Below are 15,558 nucleotides of genomic sequence, written 5' to 3'. Positions count from 1 at the left end.
GAGTTAATCTAGCCACACCCTGATTCCTTGCGCCGCGCCTCAAAACGGGTTTTATCCTGATTCTTTATCTTCCCACTAATATGGTCTGTTTATTTCCGCCGACCTGTACTAGTCTCTTAACTTATACCAAATTAAAAAATGATTGCGACAGATGGATGGCTCAAAAGCTTACCGATCAACCCTTACCCAATCCAAAATCTGTCTTGAAAAGTTTGCTCAAGTCGGGGAACCCGCCCACGCAACTTTTCGCAAAATCTAAAATCCAAAATGGTATTAACTGATTTCTAAATCACTCAATGTTAAAGTAAACGTTGTCCATCCCTGATGGCTGGTGACTTGAATACTACCTTGTAGCTGTGTGACTAACTTCTGGACAATTGCTAAACCTAGGCCTGTACCACCTTGGTTCCAAATATCTGCATTAGGGAAGCGGTAAAATTTTTGAAAAATTTTGGGTAATTCATCAACGGGAATTTCTGCCGAGTTACTGATGGTAAAAATCATTTTGGCTGGAATTTCAGCAGTTTCATGGCTAACACTCAACACAATTTCGCCACAAGCAGGTGTATATTTACAAGCATTGTTAAGTAATTCTACTAAGATACGTTCTAAGCTAGGACGATCAGAAAATAATGCGGGTAAATTTTCTGGTAGATAAAGGTGCAAGGTTTGTTGATGTTCTTGAGTGCGAATTTGAAATGGCTCGATGAGCCAAGGTAGCCACTGTTGTAAAACTAATAAATCAGGAGCAAGCAGGAGATTTGATGAACTTTCCAGGCGTTGTAACTCTAGTAAGTCGTTGATTAGTGCCATTTCCCGATCGCACTCGGTTTCTAAAATGTCCAGAAAATAATGCTGTTCTTGAACAGCCGTTGATATCTGTAACATTTGAATCATACCTTTCATGTGGTAGAGTGGCGATCGCAATTCATGGGAAACTAAATTTAAAAAGTCATTTTTGAATTGATTAAGCTGTTCCCATTGGGCTACAAGTTGCTCTTGCTGCATTTGCTTTTCTTTCGCTGCCATTGCCTGTAGTCTTTCTGTCACATCCCGAAACACTAACACCGCACCAATGAGATGGTTTTTATCGTCTTTGATGGGTGCAGCACTGGGATCTATTGGTGTTTCGGTACCGTTTTGAGCAATTAAAATAGTGGTAGTTGAAAAAGGTGCGATCGCCTCTGATGCTAAAACTGTTTTGATAGGATTTTCTAAAGCTTCTCTAGTATTGATATCAATAATTTTAAATACTTCTGCTATATTTTTAGCGATCGCTTCTGCCTGTGTCCACCCCGTCAACTTTTCCGCCACCGGATTCATAAAGGTGATCAGTTGATTGCGATCGCTAGATATCACACCATCACTAATACTATTGAGTAATGTCGCCAACCATTTTTGGTTAGTTTTCAATTGTTGTTCTAGTTTATGCTTTGTTAGCGCAATTTCAATATTAGTTTTTAGTTCTCTTTCTTTAAAAGGTTTAAGTAAATAACCAAATGGTTCGGTTATTTTAGCTCTTTCTAATGTATCTTCATCTGCATAAGCAGTTAAATAAATTATCGGTATATCTAAATATTTATGAATTTCTTCTGCTGCTTGTATGCCATCCATTTGCCCTTTTAAACGGATATCCATCAGTACTAAGTCAGGGCGAAATTCTTTAGCTTTATTAATCGCCTCTTGTCCAGAAGAAGCAATTGCAGCAACTGTATAGCCAAATTTTCTCAGTCTATTTTGTAAATCCTTAGCAACAATAGATTCGTCTTCTACAACTAAAATATTCGCGTCTGTCATGTATTTGTATTATCAAATGAATTACCAATCATAGACAAATTAAATACCTAAAAAAGCAACTATATGTAATTAAAACTTTCTTAGCACCTCCTGTATACTTATAAAGTAGTATCCCCTTTAATTTAGACTAAGGGAAATGTTATTTGAAATTCTACACCAGTATGACTGTTAATCTTAATATGTCCAGAAATTTGTTGAGTTAATGCCTCAACCAACTGCCAACCTAAAGATGCTGTATTTTGGAAATTAAAATTAGGTGGTAAGCCGACACCATTATCGCTAACAAAGATAGTAAATTTTTGGTCTAAATCTTCGGTAATCCCCACAGAAATTTCTCCACTCCTCCCATTAGGAAAACCGTATTTTAAAGAGTTAGATACTAGTTCATGTACAATTAAACCACAGGGAATTGCCAAATCTAAACCGAGTAAAACCTGATGTTCAAGATAAAACCTTAAAGAAATTGCACCTGCATTAATTTCGTAAGAGCTAAATAAACTTGCAACTAAATCTTGAATATATTCACCAAAATCAATACGAGCTAAGTCAGGAGATTGATACATTTTCTCATGTACCAATGCCATTGATTCGATGCGCTGCTGACTTTTTTGAAAGACATACATATCTTCTTGTTCTTTAATATAGTCAGATTGTAAATTCAGCAGACTTGAGATTACTTGTAAATTATTTTTGACCCGGTGGTAAATTTCCTTAAGTAAAACTTCTTTTTCGAGTAATGATGCTTGAATTTGTGCTTGAGATTGTTTGCGATCGCTAATATCTTCAATCACAGCAATAAAATACTTTGGCTCTCCCGAAGAATGGTGTGTTAACGAAACAGTCAAGTTAATCCAGATTACAACACCATCTTTGCGAAAATAACGTTTCTCGATGGAATATGTTTGGATATTACCTACTAATATTTCATCAACATATTTCAAAGATTCATTTAAATCATCTGGGTGAGTAATTTCCTGAAAGGTGCGTAACTCTAATTCTTCGGCTGTATAACCAACAATATCGCAAAGCCTTTGGTTAACTAATAACCATCTGCCATCTAAAGCTACATGGGCAATTCCTACTGCTGCTTGATGAAATGCCGTCCGAAATCTCTCTTCACTATCTCTTAATGCCTTCTCTATTTGTTTACGTTTAGTAATTTCTATCTCTAGTGATTTATTGATTTTTTTTAACTCTGCTGTGCGTTCTTCTACTTTAATTTCTAGTTGTGTGAGTATTTCACTTAAAGTTTCTTCGGTTTGCTTACGTTCGGTAATATCTGTATGTGACCCTACCATCCGGACGACATTATTATTTTCATCCCACAAGGCTTGACCCCGATCTAATATCCATTTATACGTCCCATCTTTACAAAGTACCCGAAATTCTTTAGCGTAAAATGGCGTAACTTTGGCAAAGTGATTCTGCACTGCTTTGACTACAGCATCTAAATCATCTGGGTGAATCCTTGTCCAAATTTCTTGCAGATGATTTTTAATTTCATCGTCTTCATAACCAAGCATTTCTTTCCAACGAGAAGAGAAAAAAACTTGATTTGTTTTAATATTCCAATCCCAAATTCCATCATTATTGCCACGCAAAGCTAATTGCCAACGTTCTTCACTTTCTCTGAGTACTTCTTCTGTGCGCTTGCGTTCAGCAATTTCTGTGGCTAGTTGCGAGTTTGCTGCTTCTAGTTGTGCATGGCTAGGTAAAGCTAGTGCTTGAGGTATTAATGGCACAAGTTGTACAGCTGTAATGACTGAAATCAAAGCTGTGATGGCTTTAATCAACCCTGATAACCAATAATTTGGATACCAAAGTGTCCAAACATCCATCACATGAGTTGTACCGCAAGCAATGATAAATGCACCAAACATTAAAAATATCCAGTCAAACGGCAAATCTTCGCGTTTGCGGACAAAATAAACCAGCATGAATGGAATTGAATAATAGGCTATTGCAGTGAGTGAGTCGGAAATAACATGCAACCCAACCAATGCCGGCTTCCAGAGATAGCAATGTCCGTGGGGAATAAACTGGTTAGTAAAAAAAAATTATCTAAAAATGCCATCCTCAAAACCTGTTAATTGTAAAAGTCTTTACCGGAGGATCATGGTTGTGGAATAGTTTTCTAACTGCTCAGTGTGCAGACACTCCTAAAGTACTTGTATCCTTCATACTGCATAATAATCGGCTTTTTAACTAAGTAATGTAATAAATATTGATTGACATCAAGTTATCTTAAAAGTCCGTGACTTGTTACCGTAAATTTTCTGAAATTGAGTTTATGTTGTATAACAAATATAACTTAGTTTTGATAACTTTTGTCTTGATTAGTTATCTTATGAGCAGTTAAGTAACATTTTCATTAAAATGCTCTGTTAAATTGGAGAATAAAAACAAAATGAAGCGTTTTTGGACGGGAATTATTGTATTAACTAGCCTATTGATAGTACCTGCTTGCTCATCGGTGACAAAATCGGATAAAACGCAGGTATCTGGTGGTGACTCACAACATACTGATCATCAGCATAGTATGTCGAGTGAACATCAGGGACACTCAATGGAACATTCTGGGGATGAAGCTAAGACAAAAATTACTACCCAAGCAAAACTAACTGCGCCAAAAAATTTGATACCAAATCAGCCTGTTAATTTAGTTATTAATGTTCAAGATACTGCGGGTAAATCTATCGACAAGTTTGATACTTTTCAAGAAAAACTGATGCACTTAATTATTGTGCGCGAGGATTTAGCATCTTATAATCATATTCATCCCAGTTACAAAGGTAATGGTCGTTTTGAAGTGAGTGCAACTTTTTCCAGTCCTGGTAACTATAGTTTGTTTAGTGACTATAAACCCTCTGGACAAAATGAAGCAATATCATTAATGCAAGTTAAAATTCCTGGTTCAATTCCTTTACCAAAAAGTTTAGAAAAATTTGAGAAAATTAAAGTCATATCTAATACTAAAGTTAATCTCGATGCTGCCAATCAAAACATCCAGGCTGGTAAAGAAGTTACCTTAAATTTTGATATCAAAGATGCGGCAAATAATCAGCCAGTTAAGGATTTAGAGCCTTATTTAGGCGAAAGAGGTCATTTAGTGATTGTGAAAAGTTCATCGCCGTTGACAGTTAATGATTATATCCATGCTCATGCCCACAAGAATAGTGCAGATGGACAGATAAAATTCGTCACTAACTTTCCTCAACCTGGAACTTATAAACTGTGGATGCAATTTCAGCGTAATGGTAAAGTTGGTACAGCAGATTTTTGGGTAAATGTAGTGTAAGTTTTGCGATCGCCTATTACAGTGTTACTAGTCGTATCATTGGCAGTAAACAACAGGCGATCGCGGTTATGTTTATCTCATAGAAATCATACATCTATCTAAAAGTAGATTTTGATAATTATTTGAAATAGCTGAACATGATATCAAATTTGTTGCATGAGGGTTGCAATTAAGTATCAATCAGTTTATTGTGTTTGATTAAATCACGTAAATTTGTACTGTTTGTTGAGAAAAGCGAGTAAAAAAAGTAGTAGGGAGAATTACTCTATCATGTTCACCCTACTATCTGATTACTCTATTAAGACTTAACTTTGCAGTATTTCAATTCAACAGAAAGTGATAAAACCGTGTTGCAAAAGTGTTCTGTGTAATTGAATGTAAAAGAAACTATAAGGGTTTGCTGGCATGAGACTATCTGAGCTAGATCCACTCATACCGCTAAATGATTTAAGAGAAGAACTCTTGAAGTTACCAAAGGGTTACTTGTTTTACGAAGAAGAACTGGTAAATTTTTTATCTCGTAGAAGATGGCCTGAGAGCGATCGCCGTATTGACCGAACAACTTTTTGGCGCTGGCGAAACGATAACGGAATTGAACGCCAAAAAGTATTTAGTCGATTGGATTTGCTCAAACTCTGTCGCATCTGCGACCACTACCGTGTAGATGGAACTCGTAATGAGTATTTATCAATTATGAAACAAAAACAAGAGTTAGCATTAAACAGATGAGGCTAAATATAGCGTTTATCAGTCTGGTGAAGTACAAATTGATAGGAGATAGAGGCTAGAGACTAGAAACTAGATGAATGTACCTTATTAAGATGAAAAACGCTGTATTTAATAACAAAGGATAACAAACCCGATTTATTGCCTAAATCGGGTTTTATTTTTATTCAAGATTTATTTCAAATAATAGAAAGTCCCTATCAACCTAAAATACAGAGGTTTTCATCCCAATGAGTTACATTCATCTAGCCTCTATACCCTATAAACTTTTACTGCACTGTAAAATGACATCTATCGATAGTTAGAGAATATATGAAAATAGGATAAAGTAAATCATCCTATAAGCATGAGGTTTTTATTTATTTTTTTATAGAGAATTTTAAAGATTCACCTATTTATTAACGTTGAAAGTGTCACTATGTTCACCATTGGTGATTATGTGCTGAATCAACAAACGGGTCATCTAGGAAAAGTGATTGGTTACGGACAGCAGACTATGAATCCTAATATGCAAACCGTAACTCTCAAGGTATTAGTAGCTGAGACTGCTAATTCTCAAAGAAGAGAGTTTGTCTTTGAGGATCAAGTTTCAGCATGGGTAAAGTGGTCAACTGAAATTTATCAGTTTAGGAGTACTGAGTTGAAAGTGCTGAGTGCTGAGTGAAAACCCATAAATAAAGTCAAGGGATTGAAATTATGACTTTAAACGCTATGCGCTGATACCAATTCTATGTGAGGCTGCATTTAATCTTTTATCTTTTCTTTCTTTGTGTCCTACCCTTCTCCCAAAGGGAGACGCTACGCGAACGGGAAGCCGCTATCGCGTCTATGCGCCCTTTGTGGTTCGTTCTTTAATTTAGTGCATCTTCATACAGAATTGGTATGAGTGCAATTAATTTTACATTTTACTCATCACTTAAATAACCAGGACTTACACAAAATCATGAAAAAACGTAGACGCGCAAGCGGCTTCCCGCAGGTTAGGACACGAAGTTAAGAGGATTTGAGAGGGTTATTGCGTAAGTCCTAATAATGAATGAATAATTAGTTTACCTAGATAACCAAAGGTTCAATATTATGGTACGGGATGTAATTTTCTGCCTACAAGAAGTGGTTGCTGAGATAATATTAAAACCCTCTTCAACTTCTAAAAAACTAAGTGAATGCTTGATTTCACCTCCTTGCGGATGTGCTAATCCAGGCGAAGAAATCAAATGTGAAGATTGCACTTATCTTGAGGCTTGTTTATCTAGTATTAAGCTAGAACGTAGGGAGTAGTGATGGTAATTTCTAGCATTTTTAATCCAATAAACTAGCGGAATCGACATCTAAAAATAAAGTTGCTTGTGATTGACGACGGAGAATTGATGCCGGACAATCGGTGCTGATTGTTTGTTGTAACATCTGTTTTACTATCTGGGCTTTGCGTTTTTCTGGTGCTAGGCAGATAATTTTTTTGGCTGTACAAATTAATGGTAGGGTGACAGTAAAAGCATACTGTGGCACACTGTCGATATTGGAAAAATGACCAGTATTTACTTGTTGTTGGCGATTGACTATATCTAATTTCACCAACTTGACACTATAAGGATCATGAAAATTAGCAACATCAGGATCATTAAAAGCTAAATGTCCATTTTCGCCAATACCTAAGCAACATAAATCGATTGGCTGTGCTTGGAGTAATTGCGTGTAGCGATCGCATTCAGCCACAGGCTCTAATGTATCACCTTCTAGATAATGAAATTCCTGCGGAGTCAGTTTATTTTCTACCCGTTCTCGCAGATAACGCCGGAAACTTGCAGGATGATCAGCCGTAATGCCTAAATATTCATCTAAGTGAAATAAAGTAATTTTTGACCAATCTACGCCACCCAACTTAATTAACGCATCTAGAAATTTGAGTTGGGAATTCCCTGTAGCTAACAAAACGGCAGCTTTACCCTGTTTTTCTAAGATATCCTTTAAATATTTCCTGGTAATTTGTGCAACATTCTCAGCCATTTCTGCTTCAGAATTGTAAACTTGCACTTGTAAATCATCAACACGAAAAAAATTTTTGGCAGCAACCATTGTGAAGTATGAAGTGTGAAGTATGAAGTATGAAGTCTAGTAAGGTGTGTTATGGCAATGTGAGGATTTGAGCGTGACACAAAGTAGAAATTTGCCTTAACGCACTACCACCTACCAACAAGATAACTGTTAAAACATCCTTTCAGCAGTGCGTCACCCTACTTAATTATATAAACTTCTTTCTTTCAGACTTCAGACTTCTAATAAACTGCTTCCTTTCATACTTCACACTTCATACTTCACGCTTCTAGGGTAAACTGTGTAAAGAAAGTTAATATTTATTTACACTTAAAGAATTATGCTGGCAGCAGTTCTCTTTGACTTGGATGGCACTATTGTCAATACTGATCCGATACATTACCAAGCTTGGCAGCAAATGTTGGCAGACTACAACATTGAAATAGATGAAAAATTCTACCAATCTCGGATTAGTGGACGCTTGAATCCAGAAATTGTCAAAGATATTTTGCCGCAATTATCACCAGCAGAAGGGCAGAAATTTGCCGACGATAAAGAAGCATTATTTCGTGAATTAGCTTCCCATCTGCAACCGTTGAGTGGATTTGCTGAACTCCTAGCTTGGACAGAGACACATCAGTTAAAACGGGCATTAGTTACCAATGCACCTCGGTTGAATGTAGAATTTGTGCTTGAGGTTTTAGGGATTAAAGAAGCTTTTCATACAGTGATTTTGGCAGAGGATTGCACTGCTGGTAAACCTGATCCTGCACCTTATCAAGCTGCTTTAAACAAATTAAAGATTAACGCAGAGAAAGCGATCGCCCTGGAAGATTCGCCTTCGGGTATTCGTGCGGCTGTTGCGGCTGGGATTCCTACTATTGGTATCGCCTCCACCCACGATCCACAAAATCTGCAAACAGTCGGCGCGTTTATGGCAATTCCCGATTTTACCGATTTGCAGTTGTGGACGTTTTTAAATTCTTTGACAGAGCCAGATTTGATTAAATATTAGTCAATAGTTGCAAGTGCTGAGAAAAAATACTAGCCTCTAGCCTCTAAGGTACTTGTTCGCTGCTGAGGTGGGCGATCGCTTGTTTAATCCAATCTTCCACATAAGCATCTTTTGGTAGCCCAATGTCTTCACTCACAACGTGTAAGGCGTGGCTAACTTCGTGGGCTGTGTAACCCAAGGCGAACAAAGTCATCTGCACTTCTTCTAAAATCCCTGGTGCTGGGCCGCCTGTAGCGACGAAGAACCCTGCTGATTTGCGCCATTCAATCAATTTACTTTTCAGTTCTAGACAGATGCGTTCTGCGGTTTTTTTGCCCACTCCAGGGGCTTGAATTAAGATTTGGGTGTTACCTGCGATGATGGCTTGGACTAAATCTGGTAATTCCAAGGTGTCTAGGAGGGCGATCGCTAAAGCTGCACCAATCCCGCTAACTGTTAGCAGGTGGCGAAATAAGTCTCGTTCTGCTGGAGAAGCAAAGCCATAGAGTAAAGGTACTTCCTCCCGAATTTGATAATGAGTGAAAATTTGCGCCACCCCTCCTGATTCTGGTAACTGCTGTGCTAACCTTTGGGGAACTTGCAAATCGTAACCAATACCATTGACTTCGATAGTCAAAATGACACGATTACCGCCAATTGTCTGAACACCTGCAACAAGACCTTTGAGATAGCTAATCATAAGAATCCACAATATTACAAAACTTTTAGAATTCCCTCAACACAAGGGTTTTGTGCTACTTACCGATAGTCAGTCGGATATTTAGTATGCCATTGAGCATTACTAAATATGATTCCCCGTTGATTGCCCACAGCGAACAATGCAATATCATTACCTGAATCACTCCAGACAACTGTTTTTTCTGCTGCAAATTGCTATCTTTGCCGAAGAAACTCCGTTGCCTGACCCTGAACGCTGAAAAACGGTACAATGTCGAGGTCAAAACCGTTGTGAGAGATTAACTTTATATTTAAAGCATACTTTCGTGGTTTTGTCTCAATCTGTGGTAAAATTTTATCTGCAAATTCTTCTTTTACGAAAAAAATTACCTATATGAGTGTGCGATCGCTGCAATCAGGAAATTGATTCGTGACTCTACAGGACTGACAAGAAGAAAATTAACCGCAGATAAACGCAGATGGACGCGGATAGAGTTTCGGCATTCTACTACTTATATATAGAACTATAGGACTCATATTTGATTTGGGAAAAAAATCAGTACACTCAGATCAGGCTTCTTTCCTACTCCCGACTCCCCATTTCCTATTCCCGACCTACACAAATAAATTCAGAAATCAAACCGGATTCCTATAGATAACGAACCACATAGACGCGCAAGCGGTGAAGCAGTATGTTGGGCGTGTTTCCCGCAGGTAGGGTGCAAAGGATACAAGGAAAGAAGAGATTCATTTTCCATTTATCACTTTCTTTTGATTGCCGTTACAAAAACTGTAACCGTCAAAGGATGAGCCTTGAATTAATGCAATAGTTAATCATTAAGGCATTGAGCATCAATCTTGATTAATCTTTGGTAAGTGAGGTGGAAGAATGAATCGGCAAAAATTAAGCGGGATGAAAGCAAGTTTTCTACAAAGACGTTACGCTGTCAGTCTAGGAAGACGCTATGTTCTAGCGGCTGCAAGTGTAGTTTTGCTAGGTGTACTTGGTTGTTCTCAAGTCAATAGTAATAATGATGCTTTTGCCGACTCGAAAATGCCTCAACCAGAAATACCATTGCAAAAAAAAACCGTCAAAGCTGATACAAAATTAGTAAATGCTAATAACAAATTTGGCTTTAAGTTGTTTTCGGAAGTTTTGCAAGCAGAAGGTAGCGAAAAAAACATTTTTATTTCACCCACTAGTGTAGCGATCGCCTTAGCTATGACCTACAACGGTGCTAGTGGTTCTACCCAACAGGCAATGGCTAAAACCCTCGAATTACAAGGTCTGAGTCTGCCTGCGATTAACTCTAATTATGCTGCTTTAAAAAGTAGCTTAGAAAATCCTGATGCTAATGTGCAGTTAAATATTGCCAACTCACTTTGGGTAAATAAAGATGTGAATTTACGTCCAGACTTTTTGCAACGAAACCAAGAATTTTACAAAGCCAAGGTAGCTAATTTAGACTTTAAATCTGCATCTGCCTTAAACAGCATTAATAACTGGGTGAATGATAATACCCAAGGCAAAATCAACAAAATTGTTGACCAAATACAACCCAATCAAGTGCTGTTTTTAATTAATGCTATTTACTTTAAAGGGCAATGGAGTGAGAAGTTTGATAAAAGCCAAACTGCTGAACATCCTTTTTACAGCGCACCAGGGCAGCAAAAACTACATTCTATGATGTCTCAAACCGGGGAGTATAAATATTATGAAAACGAGCAGTTTCAAGCAGTAAGTTTACCTTATGGCAAAGATGGCAAAGTCAGCTTTTATGTCTTTTTGCCAAAACAAAACTCCAATCTCAAATCTTTTTATCAAAACTTAAATGCTCAGAATTGGGAAACATGGTTAACACAATTTCGTAGCCAAGAAGGTTTTATTCGCCTACCCAAGTTTAAAACTGACTACGAAGTGACACTCAACGATGCCCTAAAAGCTTTAGGAATGCAAGAAGCTTTTAGTTCACAAGCTAATTTTTCGGGAATGGGGAAAGATTTAGCGATTAGCGAGGTAAAACATAAAACTTTTGTAGAAGTCAATGAAGAAGGTACAGAAGCGGCGGCGGCGACATCAGTGGGAATTGTAGCCACATCCCTGAGAGACAAGCCAGAACCATTTCGGATGATTGTTGACCGTCCTTTCTTCTGTGCCATTCGAGATAATCAAACAGGTAGCATTTTGTTTATGGGTTCAATTTTGGAACCAAGTTGATTTAAGTAGAGTGACGTAAATGATACTTGAAAGCATAAACGTAAATTGGAGATGCGATCGCAACAGAAAAGTACTATCCATCTTTTCACCACACCAAAAGGATTTTTTAGATTTTTTAAATAATCAAAATATGCTTCTACTGTTTTACTCGTTGTAGAAGATACAAATTAGTGGGGAATATTGTGTTTATACCAATTTAATAAAAGAATGCGGCAGATAGAAATCAGGAAAGTCTTACTGGAGCTAGATTTCTTAATTGCGAATTGGTATTATTTAAGGGTGAAGTAATATTTATGGGTAGTTGAAACGTCTGAATATTTATTCACTCACACACTGACTTCTTGATAGGCGTTTCAACTACAATAGACAAAAGTGAAAAAATTAACTCCTCATTTTCACTTCTCGATTCTTTACCTAGACAAGCAGTTTAGTAAATTACTACGATTGCTCGACAATTTCCCTGATTTTATCTGCTTGCTGTTTCTAGAGAAACATTCATATTCTGCCAAAAAGAAAAATCTTTAGTCATCTGCGCCGACCAAGTTTTAGCCTGAATCATCGGCATAGTAGCTACCATTTTTTCGGCATTTTTGGTTTGGCAAGTTTTTGGTAGCTTGGTATTTTCAGAATTAACGCAGGTGTTTTCTGGTACAAAAGCTAAGTAGTTTGTAATTTTGAGTTCTCTATTTAAAGCATCGGATCTGGGTTCAGCGTTAATTTCATTCATCCCTACATAGGCGATGTTTTGCGAATCGTCCATTGTCCGCAGCATACTAATAGCGTTGTAGTTATTGCTAACCAGGGTACCGCGTCGGAGAGAATGAGAGTTAGGTACATCATCAGAAGTATTTGCTTGAGATGTCATACTAGCAATCATTTCGTTACTCATGAATACTTTATTAGTACCCACTGGCATTTTGTCATATTTACTCACTGTCAAACCCACTAAAGCTCCAGACATTGAATCTGTATTCTGAAATAATTCACCATCATAATTAGGAAAGATGGCTGTGGGGTTAACATTTTGAGTTGGCTCAATAAAAGGAGTGTTGGCTTGATATTGATTACTCGCTAAAGTGGCAAAGGTCGAATTGATTGTGGATGAGGTTGCACTACCTTCTAAATAATTGACAGACTGAGCATTAACAGATTGGATGTTTGCACTTAAGGTAGTTGCAAGTACGAGTCCTAGTAGATAGCATTGACTTCTGTTAGTTAGCATGGAATCAATTTTCCTATACCCTATAAATTTGATCAGTGAAACTTTCTTTGGTTTTATTTAATTTTGAGGTTAAGATAAGAGTAAAGTCAGGTTATGTGTGATCTTTATACAATATAGGTATGCCCTAGGTTAATTTTTGCAAATTAACATCTGAGTAAAGATTATTCTGTAGGAAATAATCTTGGTCGATGTAATCTGCCTTAACAATCTCAAAAGCTTAAGCGATAAGCCTTTTCTTGCTCTTGGCCATAAATATAACAAGATTGGGTCACAGAATTATTAAAAATAGCTGAAATATTCCAGATAAATTGAAAAGGTCAATTATGGCTGGACAATTTAGCTAGTTTTGGCACAGATAATTAATTCTGTAAAGTTGTCTTGGATACAATTCGCGTCTTTTTTAGTTCGGCTGAGGAGAGTTGTTCGCCGGTTTGTAAGCGGGTTGCAGATGTTTGCAGAACTTGGGCTGCACTTGTATCACCAATTTGTAAGGCAGTGTTCGCCGCAGTTTGTAACATTGTTGCAGCCCCGATGCGATCGCCTTGTTGTAATTTCATCTCTGCTAACTGCGTTTGGCGATATTTAGCTAATGTCAAAATTGACTGCTGTACCTGGGGATTGAGGGCGGGTTGATATTGGTGCAGGAAATTAGCAGATATGTTAATCATCGGAGACAGTAAGCCATCTTGGTTGGAGGCTGGGTCATCGTAACAAATCTGCATCTGTCCAATGACTTGTTCTCCTGCTGGTAATTTTCCTAAATAAAGATTGACTAAAACTACCCGGTCTACACCTTGCATTAAATCACCCAGCCGCACTCTAAAGCCGCCATTGGTGGTTTGCTGCACTGGTAACTCAATTGTGTCTGGGAAAACTTGGGCGATGGGTTTTAATTCTGCTAGTCGGATATGAGGTGCAAGGGAAAACTGCAAATAAGCATTTGTTAGCCCTATTGATGTAATGCGACCAAACAACCGCCCAAATTGTTCTAAAACTTGTTCTGGATGCTCAACATAAGCCAAACTACCGCCGCCAGCATCAGCAATTTTTTCGAGTAAATCTGAGTTCCAGTTATTGCCAAAACCGAGAGTGTTAATTGTCAGATTGATTTTAGCTGCCTTTTGCGCCAGTTCCAGACAGCGTTTGTTGTCATCGTTGCCAATTTCCCACTTCCATAACCGCAAACTACTTTCACCATGTCCATCGGTAAGGAGGAAAGCTTGGGAAACAGCGCCTTTAGCACCTTGCATCAGTTCTGTGATGCCCAATTCTAACCCGGCAGCAATAGCAGTACCGCCACTGGCGATGAGTTTTTTTGGCAACAGCGATTTAATGGTGCTGGGGTCTTGAATTACTTGATGGGGAACAATCACTTCCGCAGCACCAGAAAAAGCCACTATTGAGATGCGATCGCCAGGCTGTAACTTATTTAATAATTGCTCTACTGCTTGCATCACAGTTTGCATTGGTTTGCCGTGCATTGAACCGCTTTTATCCAGAATTAAGCATAAATTCAACGGCAAACGCCCCTCAAGCTGATCAGCAAGCGCAGAAACCGAAACTACTAATTGACGTTGACTGCTGACTTGAGCCACATCAACGTTACGATCACTTAGCAACGAGAGCAATTTAACCTTCATTGTGGCGGGATATCTTGCAACACAGTTTTGGAGACAATGCGAGTTTTTTTGCGATCGCTTTCGCTTAAATCTCCTCCCGATTGTAATTGCGTGGCAGAAGTTTGCAACACCGTAGCTGCACCGACGTAATCTTTACCTGAGAATTTTGACAGTTTTTGTTCAGAAAGGTGTTGATGCTGGGCCAAGATTGATTGGGTTTTTGTTTCGACCTAAATTGAGATACCAGCGACCCTTGTAGAAGACTAAGAACGAACCGCTTTCATATCTCAGATTAATTGTATCTTTGAAGTTAACACGCTCACCCTTGGAGTCGATGTACCAGCCTTCAATGTTTGCTATTGCTATATGTGGTTTAATTTTGGTGTAGGAAACTTGAATTTCTTTGATGTCATGTCCTCCTAATTGTGTTACTTTATCTTGTACTGCCTGCTCTGAAGAGTAAGACCCTGGTACTAACCGCAACATTAAATTTTGATCTTTCTTTTCTAAAGCACGTACATAGGCATCCACAACATCTTCAGGTGTTGTACCACCACGCCAATTTATTAAAAAATAGGTAAGCAATAAACAAAGTATAGTTGCACTTAGGAATAGTACTAAGTACAACAATCTTCGATTTAATTGTTGTTTTTGGCTCACGAGATGTTATTTATAGCTAGACAATAAGCTCTAGGCATAGTATTTTGTGTTGGCTAGACTACTATGTAATACCAATTTGAAAAATGATTGCGACAAATGGGTTACTGAAAAGCTCACCAGTAAGCAATTTCCCAATCCAAAATCCAAAATCTAAAATCCAAAATGGTATAAAACTCATAATTTTGAAAGCATTTATAGCCTTTCCTAGTCTGTTGAGGTACAAATTTATCTGCGTCCATCTGCGGTTAATTATTCTTGCTTGTACTTCACTAGCATAAGAAATGCTATATTCACTTTCTGACAACCCTGATTATT

11 protein-coding genes and 4 pseudogenes are annotated in these 15,558 nt (G+C 37.8%); 5 read left to right on the top strand and 10 right to left on the bottom strand.

The annotated features are described in order from the left end of the window. Positions 1–273: 273 nt before the first annotated feature. The 3 genes and pseudogenes from H6G28_RS25970 to H6G28_RS37840 form a co-directional block, all read right to left on the bottom strand. Positions 274–1,797, bottom strand: coding sequence for a hybrid sensor histidine kinase/response regulator (locus H6G28_RS25970; RefSeq protein ID WP_190675324.1), 1,524 nt, complete (start codon positions 1,795–1,797; stop codon positions 274–276). Between the two features lie 122 nt (positions 1,798–1,919). Then, positions 1,920–2,912, bottom strand: a pseudogene (locus H6G28_RS37965) (sensor histidine kinase); the annotation flags it as partial. 123 nt (positions 2,913–3,035) lie between these two features. Next, positions 3,036–3,833, bottom strand: a pseudogene (locus H6G28_RS37840) (PAS domain-containing protein); the annotation flags it as partial. A 371-nt stretch (positions 3,834–4,204) separates the two neighbouring features. Here H6G28_RS37840 and H6G28_RS25960 point away from each other — a divergent pair. The 3 genes from H6G28_RS25960 to H6G28_RS25950 all read left to right on the top strand — a co-directional run bounded on the left by H6G28_RS25960 (position 4,205) and on the right by H6G28_RS25950 (position 6,485). After that, positions 4,205–5,095: a DUF8832 domain-containing protein gene (locus H6G28_RS25960; RefSeq protein ID WP_190675321.1), complete on the top strand. Its 891-nt coding sequence runs from the start codon at positions 4,205–4,207 to the stop codon at positions 5,093–5,095. Positions 5,096–5,500: 405 nt separating this feature from the next. Further along, entirely contained in the window at positions 5,501–5,824 is a 324-nt protein-coding gene (locus tag H6G28_RS25955; protein ID WP_190594625.1) for a hypothetical protein, read from the top strand. Positions 5,825–6,239: 415 nt separating this feature from the next. Next, positions 6,240–6,485: a hypothetical protein gene (locus tag H6G28_RS25950; RefSeq protein ID WP_190594626.1), complete on the top strand. Its 246-nt coding sequence runs from the start codon at positions 6,240–6,242 to the stop codon at positions 6,483–6,485. A 635-nt stretch (positions 6,486–7,120) separates the two neighbouring features. Here the strand turns inward: H6G28_RS25950 and H6G28_RS25945 are convergent. Beyond that, positions 7,121–7,894: a glucosamine-6-phosphate deaminase gene (locus tag H6G28_RS25945; RefSeq protein ID WP_190594627.1), complete on the bottom strand. Its 774-nt coding sequence runs from the start codon at positions 7,892–7,894 to the stop codon at positions 7,121–7,123. Between the two features lie 298 nt (positions 7,895–8,192). Here H6G28_RS25945 and H6G28_RS25940 point away from each other — a divergent pair, with 298 nt between their 5' ends. Beyond that, a complete protein-coding gene (locus H6G28_RS25940; protein WP_190675319.1) occupies positions 8,193–8,867 on the top strand; it encodes an HAD family hydrolase in 675 nt (224 codons plus the stop codon). 43 nt (positions 8,868–8,910) lie between these two features. Here the strand turns inward: H6G28_RS25940 and ruvA are convergent, their stop codons facing one another. Next, positions 8,911–9,546: a Holliday junction branch migration protein RuvA gene (gene ruvA / locus H6G28_RS25935; RefSeq protein WP_190675317.1), complete on the bottom strand. Its 636-nt coding sequence runs from the start codon at positions 9,544–9,546 to the stop codon at positions 8,911–8,913. 59 nt (positions 9,547–9,605) lie between these two features. Then, positions 9,606–9,911: pseudogene (locus H6G28_RS25930) on the bottom strand (HAD family hydrolase). Positions 9,912–10,413: 502 nt separating this feature from the next. Between H6G28_RS25930 and H6G28_RS25925 the strand changes: the two are divergent. After that, on the top strand, positions 10,414–11,742 hold the full coding sequence (locus H6G28_RS25925; protein ID WP_190594632.1) for a serpin family protein: 1,329 nt from the start codon (positions 10,414–10,416) through the stop codon (positions 11,740–11,742). A 466-nt stretch (positions 11,743–12,208) separates the two neighbouring features. Here the strand turns inward: H6G28_RS25925 and H6G28_RS25920 are convergent, their stop codons facing one another. The 4 genes and pseudogenes from H6G28_RS25920 to H6G28_RS25905 all read right to left on the bottom strand — a co-directional run bounded on the left by H6G28_RS25920 (position 12,209) and on the right by H6G28_RS25905 (position 15,168). Continuing rightward, positions 12,209–12,964, bottom strand: a complete 756-nt coding sequence (locus H6G28_RS25920; RefSeq protein WP_190675315.1) for a hypothetical protein — start codon at positions 12,962–12,964, stop codon at positions 12,209–12,211. A 359-nt stretch (positions 12,965–13,323) separates the two neighbouring features. Further along, positions 13,324–14,604: a vWA domain-containing protein gene (locus tag H6G28_RS25915; RefSeq protein WP_190675313.1), complete on the bottom strand. Its 1,281-nt coding sequence runs from the start codon at positions 14,602–14,604 to the stop codon at positions 13,324–13,326. Further along, positions 14,601–14,726, bottom strand: a pseudogene (locus tag H6G28_RS25910) (hypothetical protein); the annotation flags it as partial. The gene H6G28_RS25915 and the pseudogene H6G28_RS25910, both read right to left, overlap by 4 nt. Positions 14,727–14,763: 37 nt before the next feature. Further along, entirely contained in the window at positions 14,764–15,168 is a 405-nt protein-coding gene (locus H6G28_RS25905) for a hypothetical protein (protein ID WP_190594635.1), read from the bottom strand. Positions 15,169–15,558: the final 390 nt, after the last annotated feature.

This window comes from Nostoc sp. FACHB-190, assembly GCF_014696905.1.
GTDB lineage: Bacteria > Cyanobacteriota > Cyanobacteriia > Cyanobacteriales > Nostocaceae > Nostoc_B.
The sequence above is the reverse complement of the archived record's forward strand: the minus strand, read 5'-3'. Positions and strand labels throughout refer to the sequence as shown.

Bases quoted from the DNA above. Each gene is read 5' to 3' on its own strand.
- ruvA (WP_190675317.1), bottom strand. From the start codon at position 9,546: ATGATTAGCTATCTCAAAGGTCTTGTTGCAGGTGTTCAGACAATTGGC.
- H6G28_RS25955 (WP_190594625.1), top strand. From the start codon at position 5,501: ATGAGACTATCTGAGCTAGATCCACTCATACCGCTAAATGATTTAAGA.
- H6G28_RS25940 (WP_190675319.1), top strand. From the start codon at position 8,193: ATGCTGGCAGCAGTTCTCTTTGACTTGGATGGCACTATTGTCAATACT.
- H6G28_RS25950 (WP_190594626.1), top strand. From the start codon at position 6,240: ATGTTCACCATTGGTGATTATGTGCTGAATCAACAAACGGGTCATCTA.
- H6G28_RS25960 (WP_190675321.1), top strand. From the start codon at position 4,205: ATGAAGCGTTTTTGGACGGGAATTATTGTATTAACTAGCCTATTGATA.
- H6G28_RS25920 (WP_190675315.1), bottom strand. From the start codon at position 12,964: ATGCTAACTAACAGAAGTCAATGCTATCTACTAGGACTCGTACTTGCA.
- H6G28_RS25970 (WP_190675324.1), bottom strand. From the start codon at position 1,797: ATGACAGACGCGAATATTTTAGTTGTAGAAGACGAATCTATTGTTGCT.
- H6G28_RS25925 (WP_190594632.1), top strand. From the start codon at position 10,414: ATGAATCGGCAAAAATTAAGCGGGATGAAAGCAAGTTTTCTACAAAGA.
- H6G28_RS25915 (WP_190675313.1), bottom strand. From the start codon at position 14,604: ATGAAGGTTAAATTGCTCTCGTTGCTAAGTGATCGTAACGTTGATGTG.
- H6G28_RS25945 (WP_190594627.1), bottom strand. From the start codon at position 7,894: ATGGTTGCTGCCAAAAATTTTTTTCGTGTTGATGATTTACAAGTGCAA.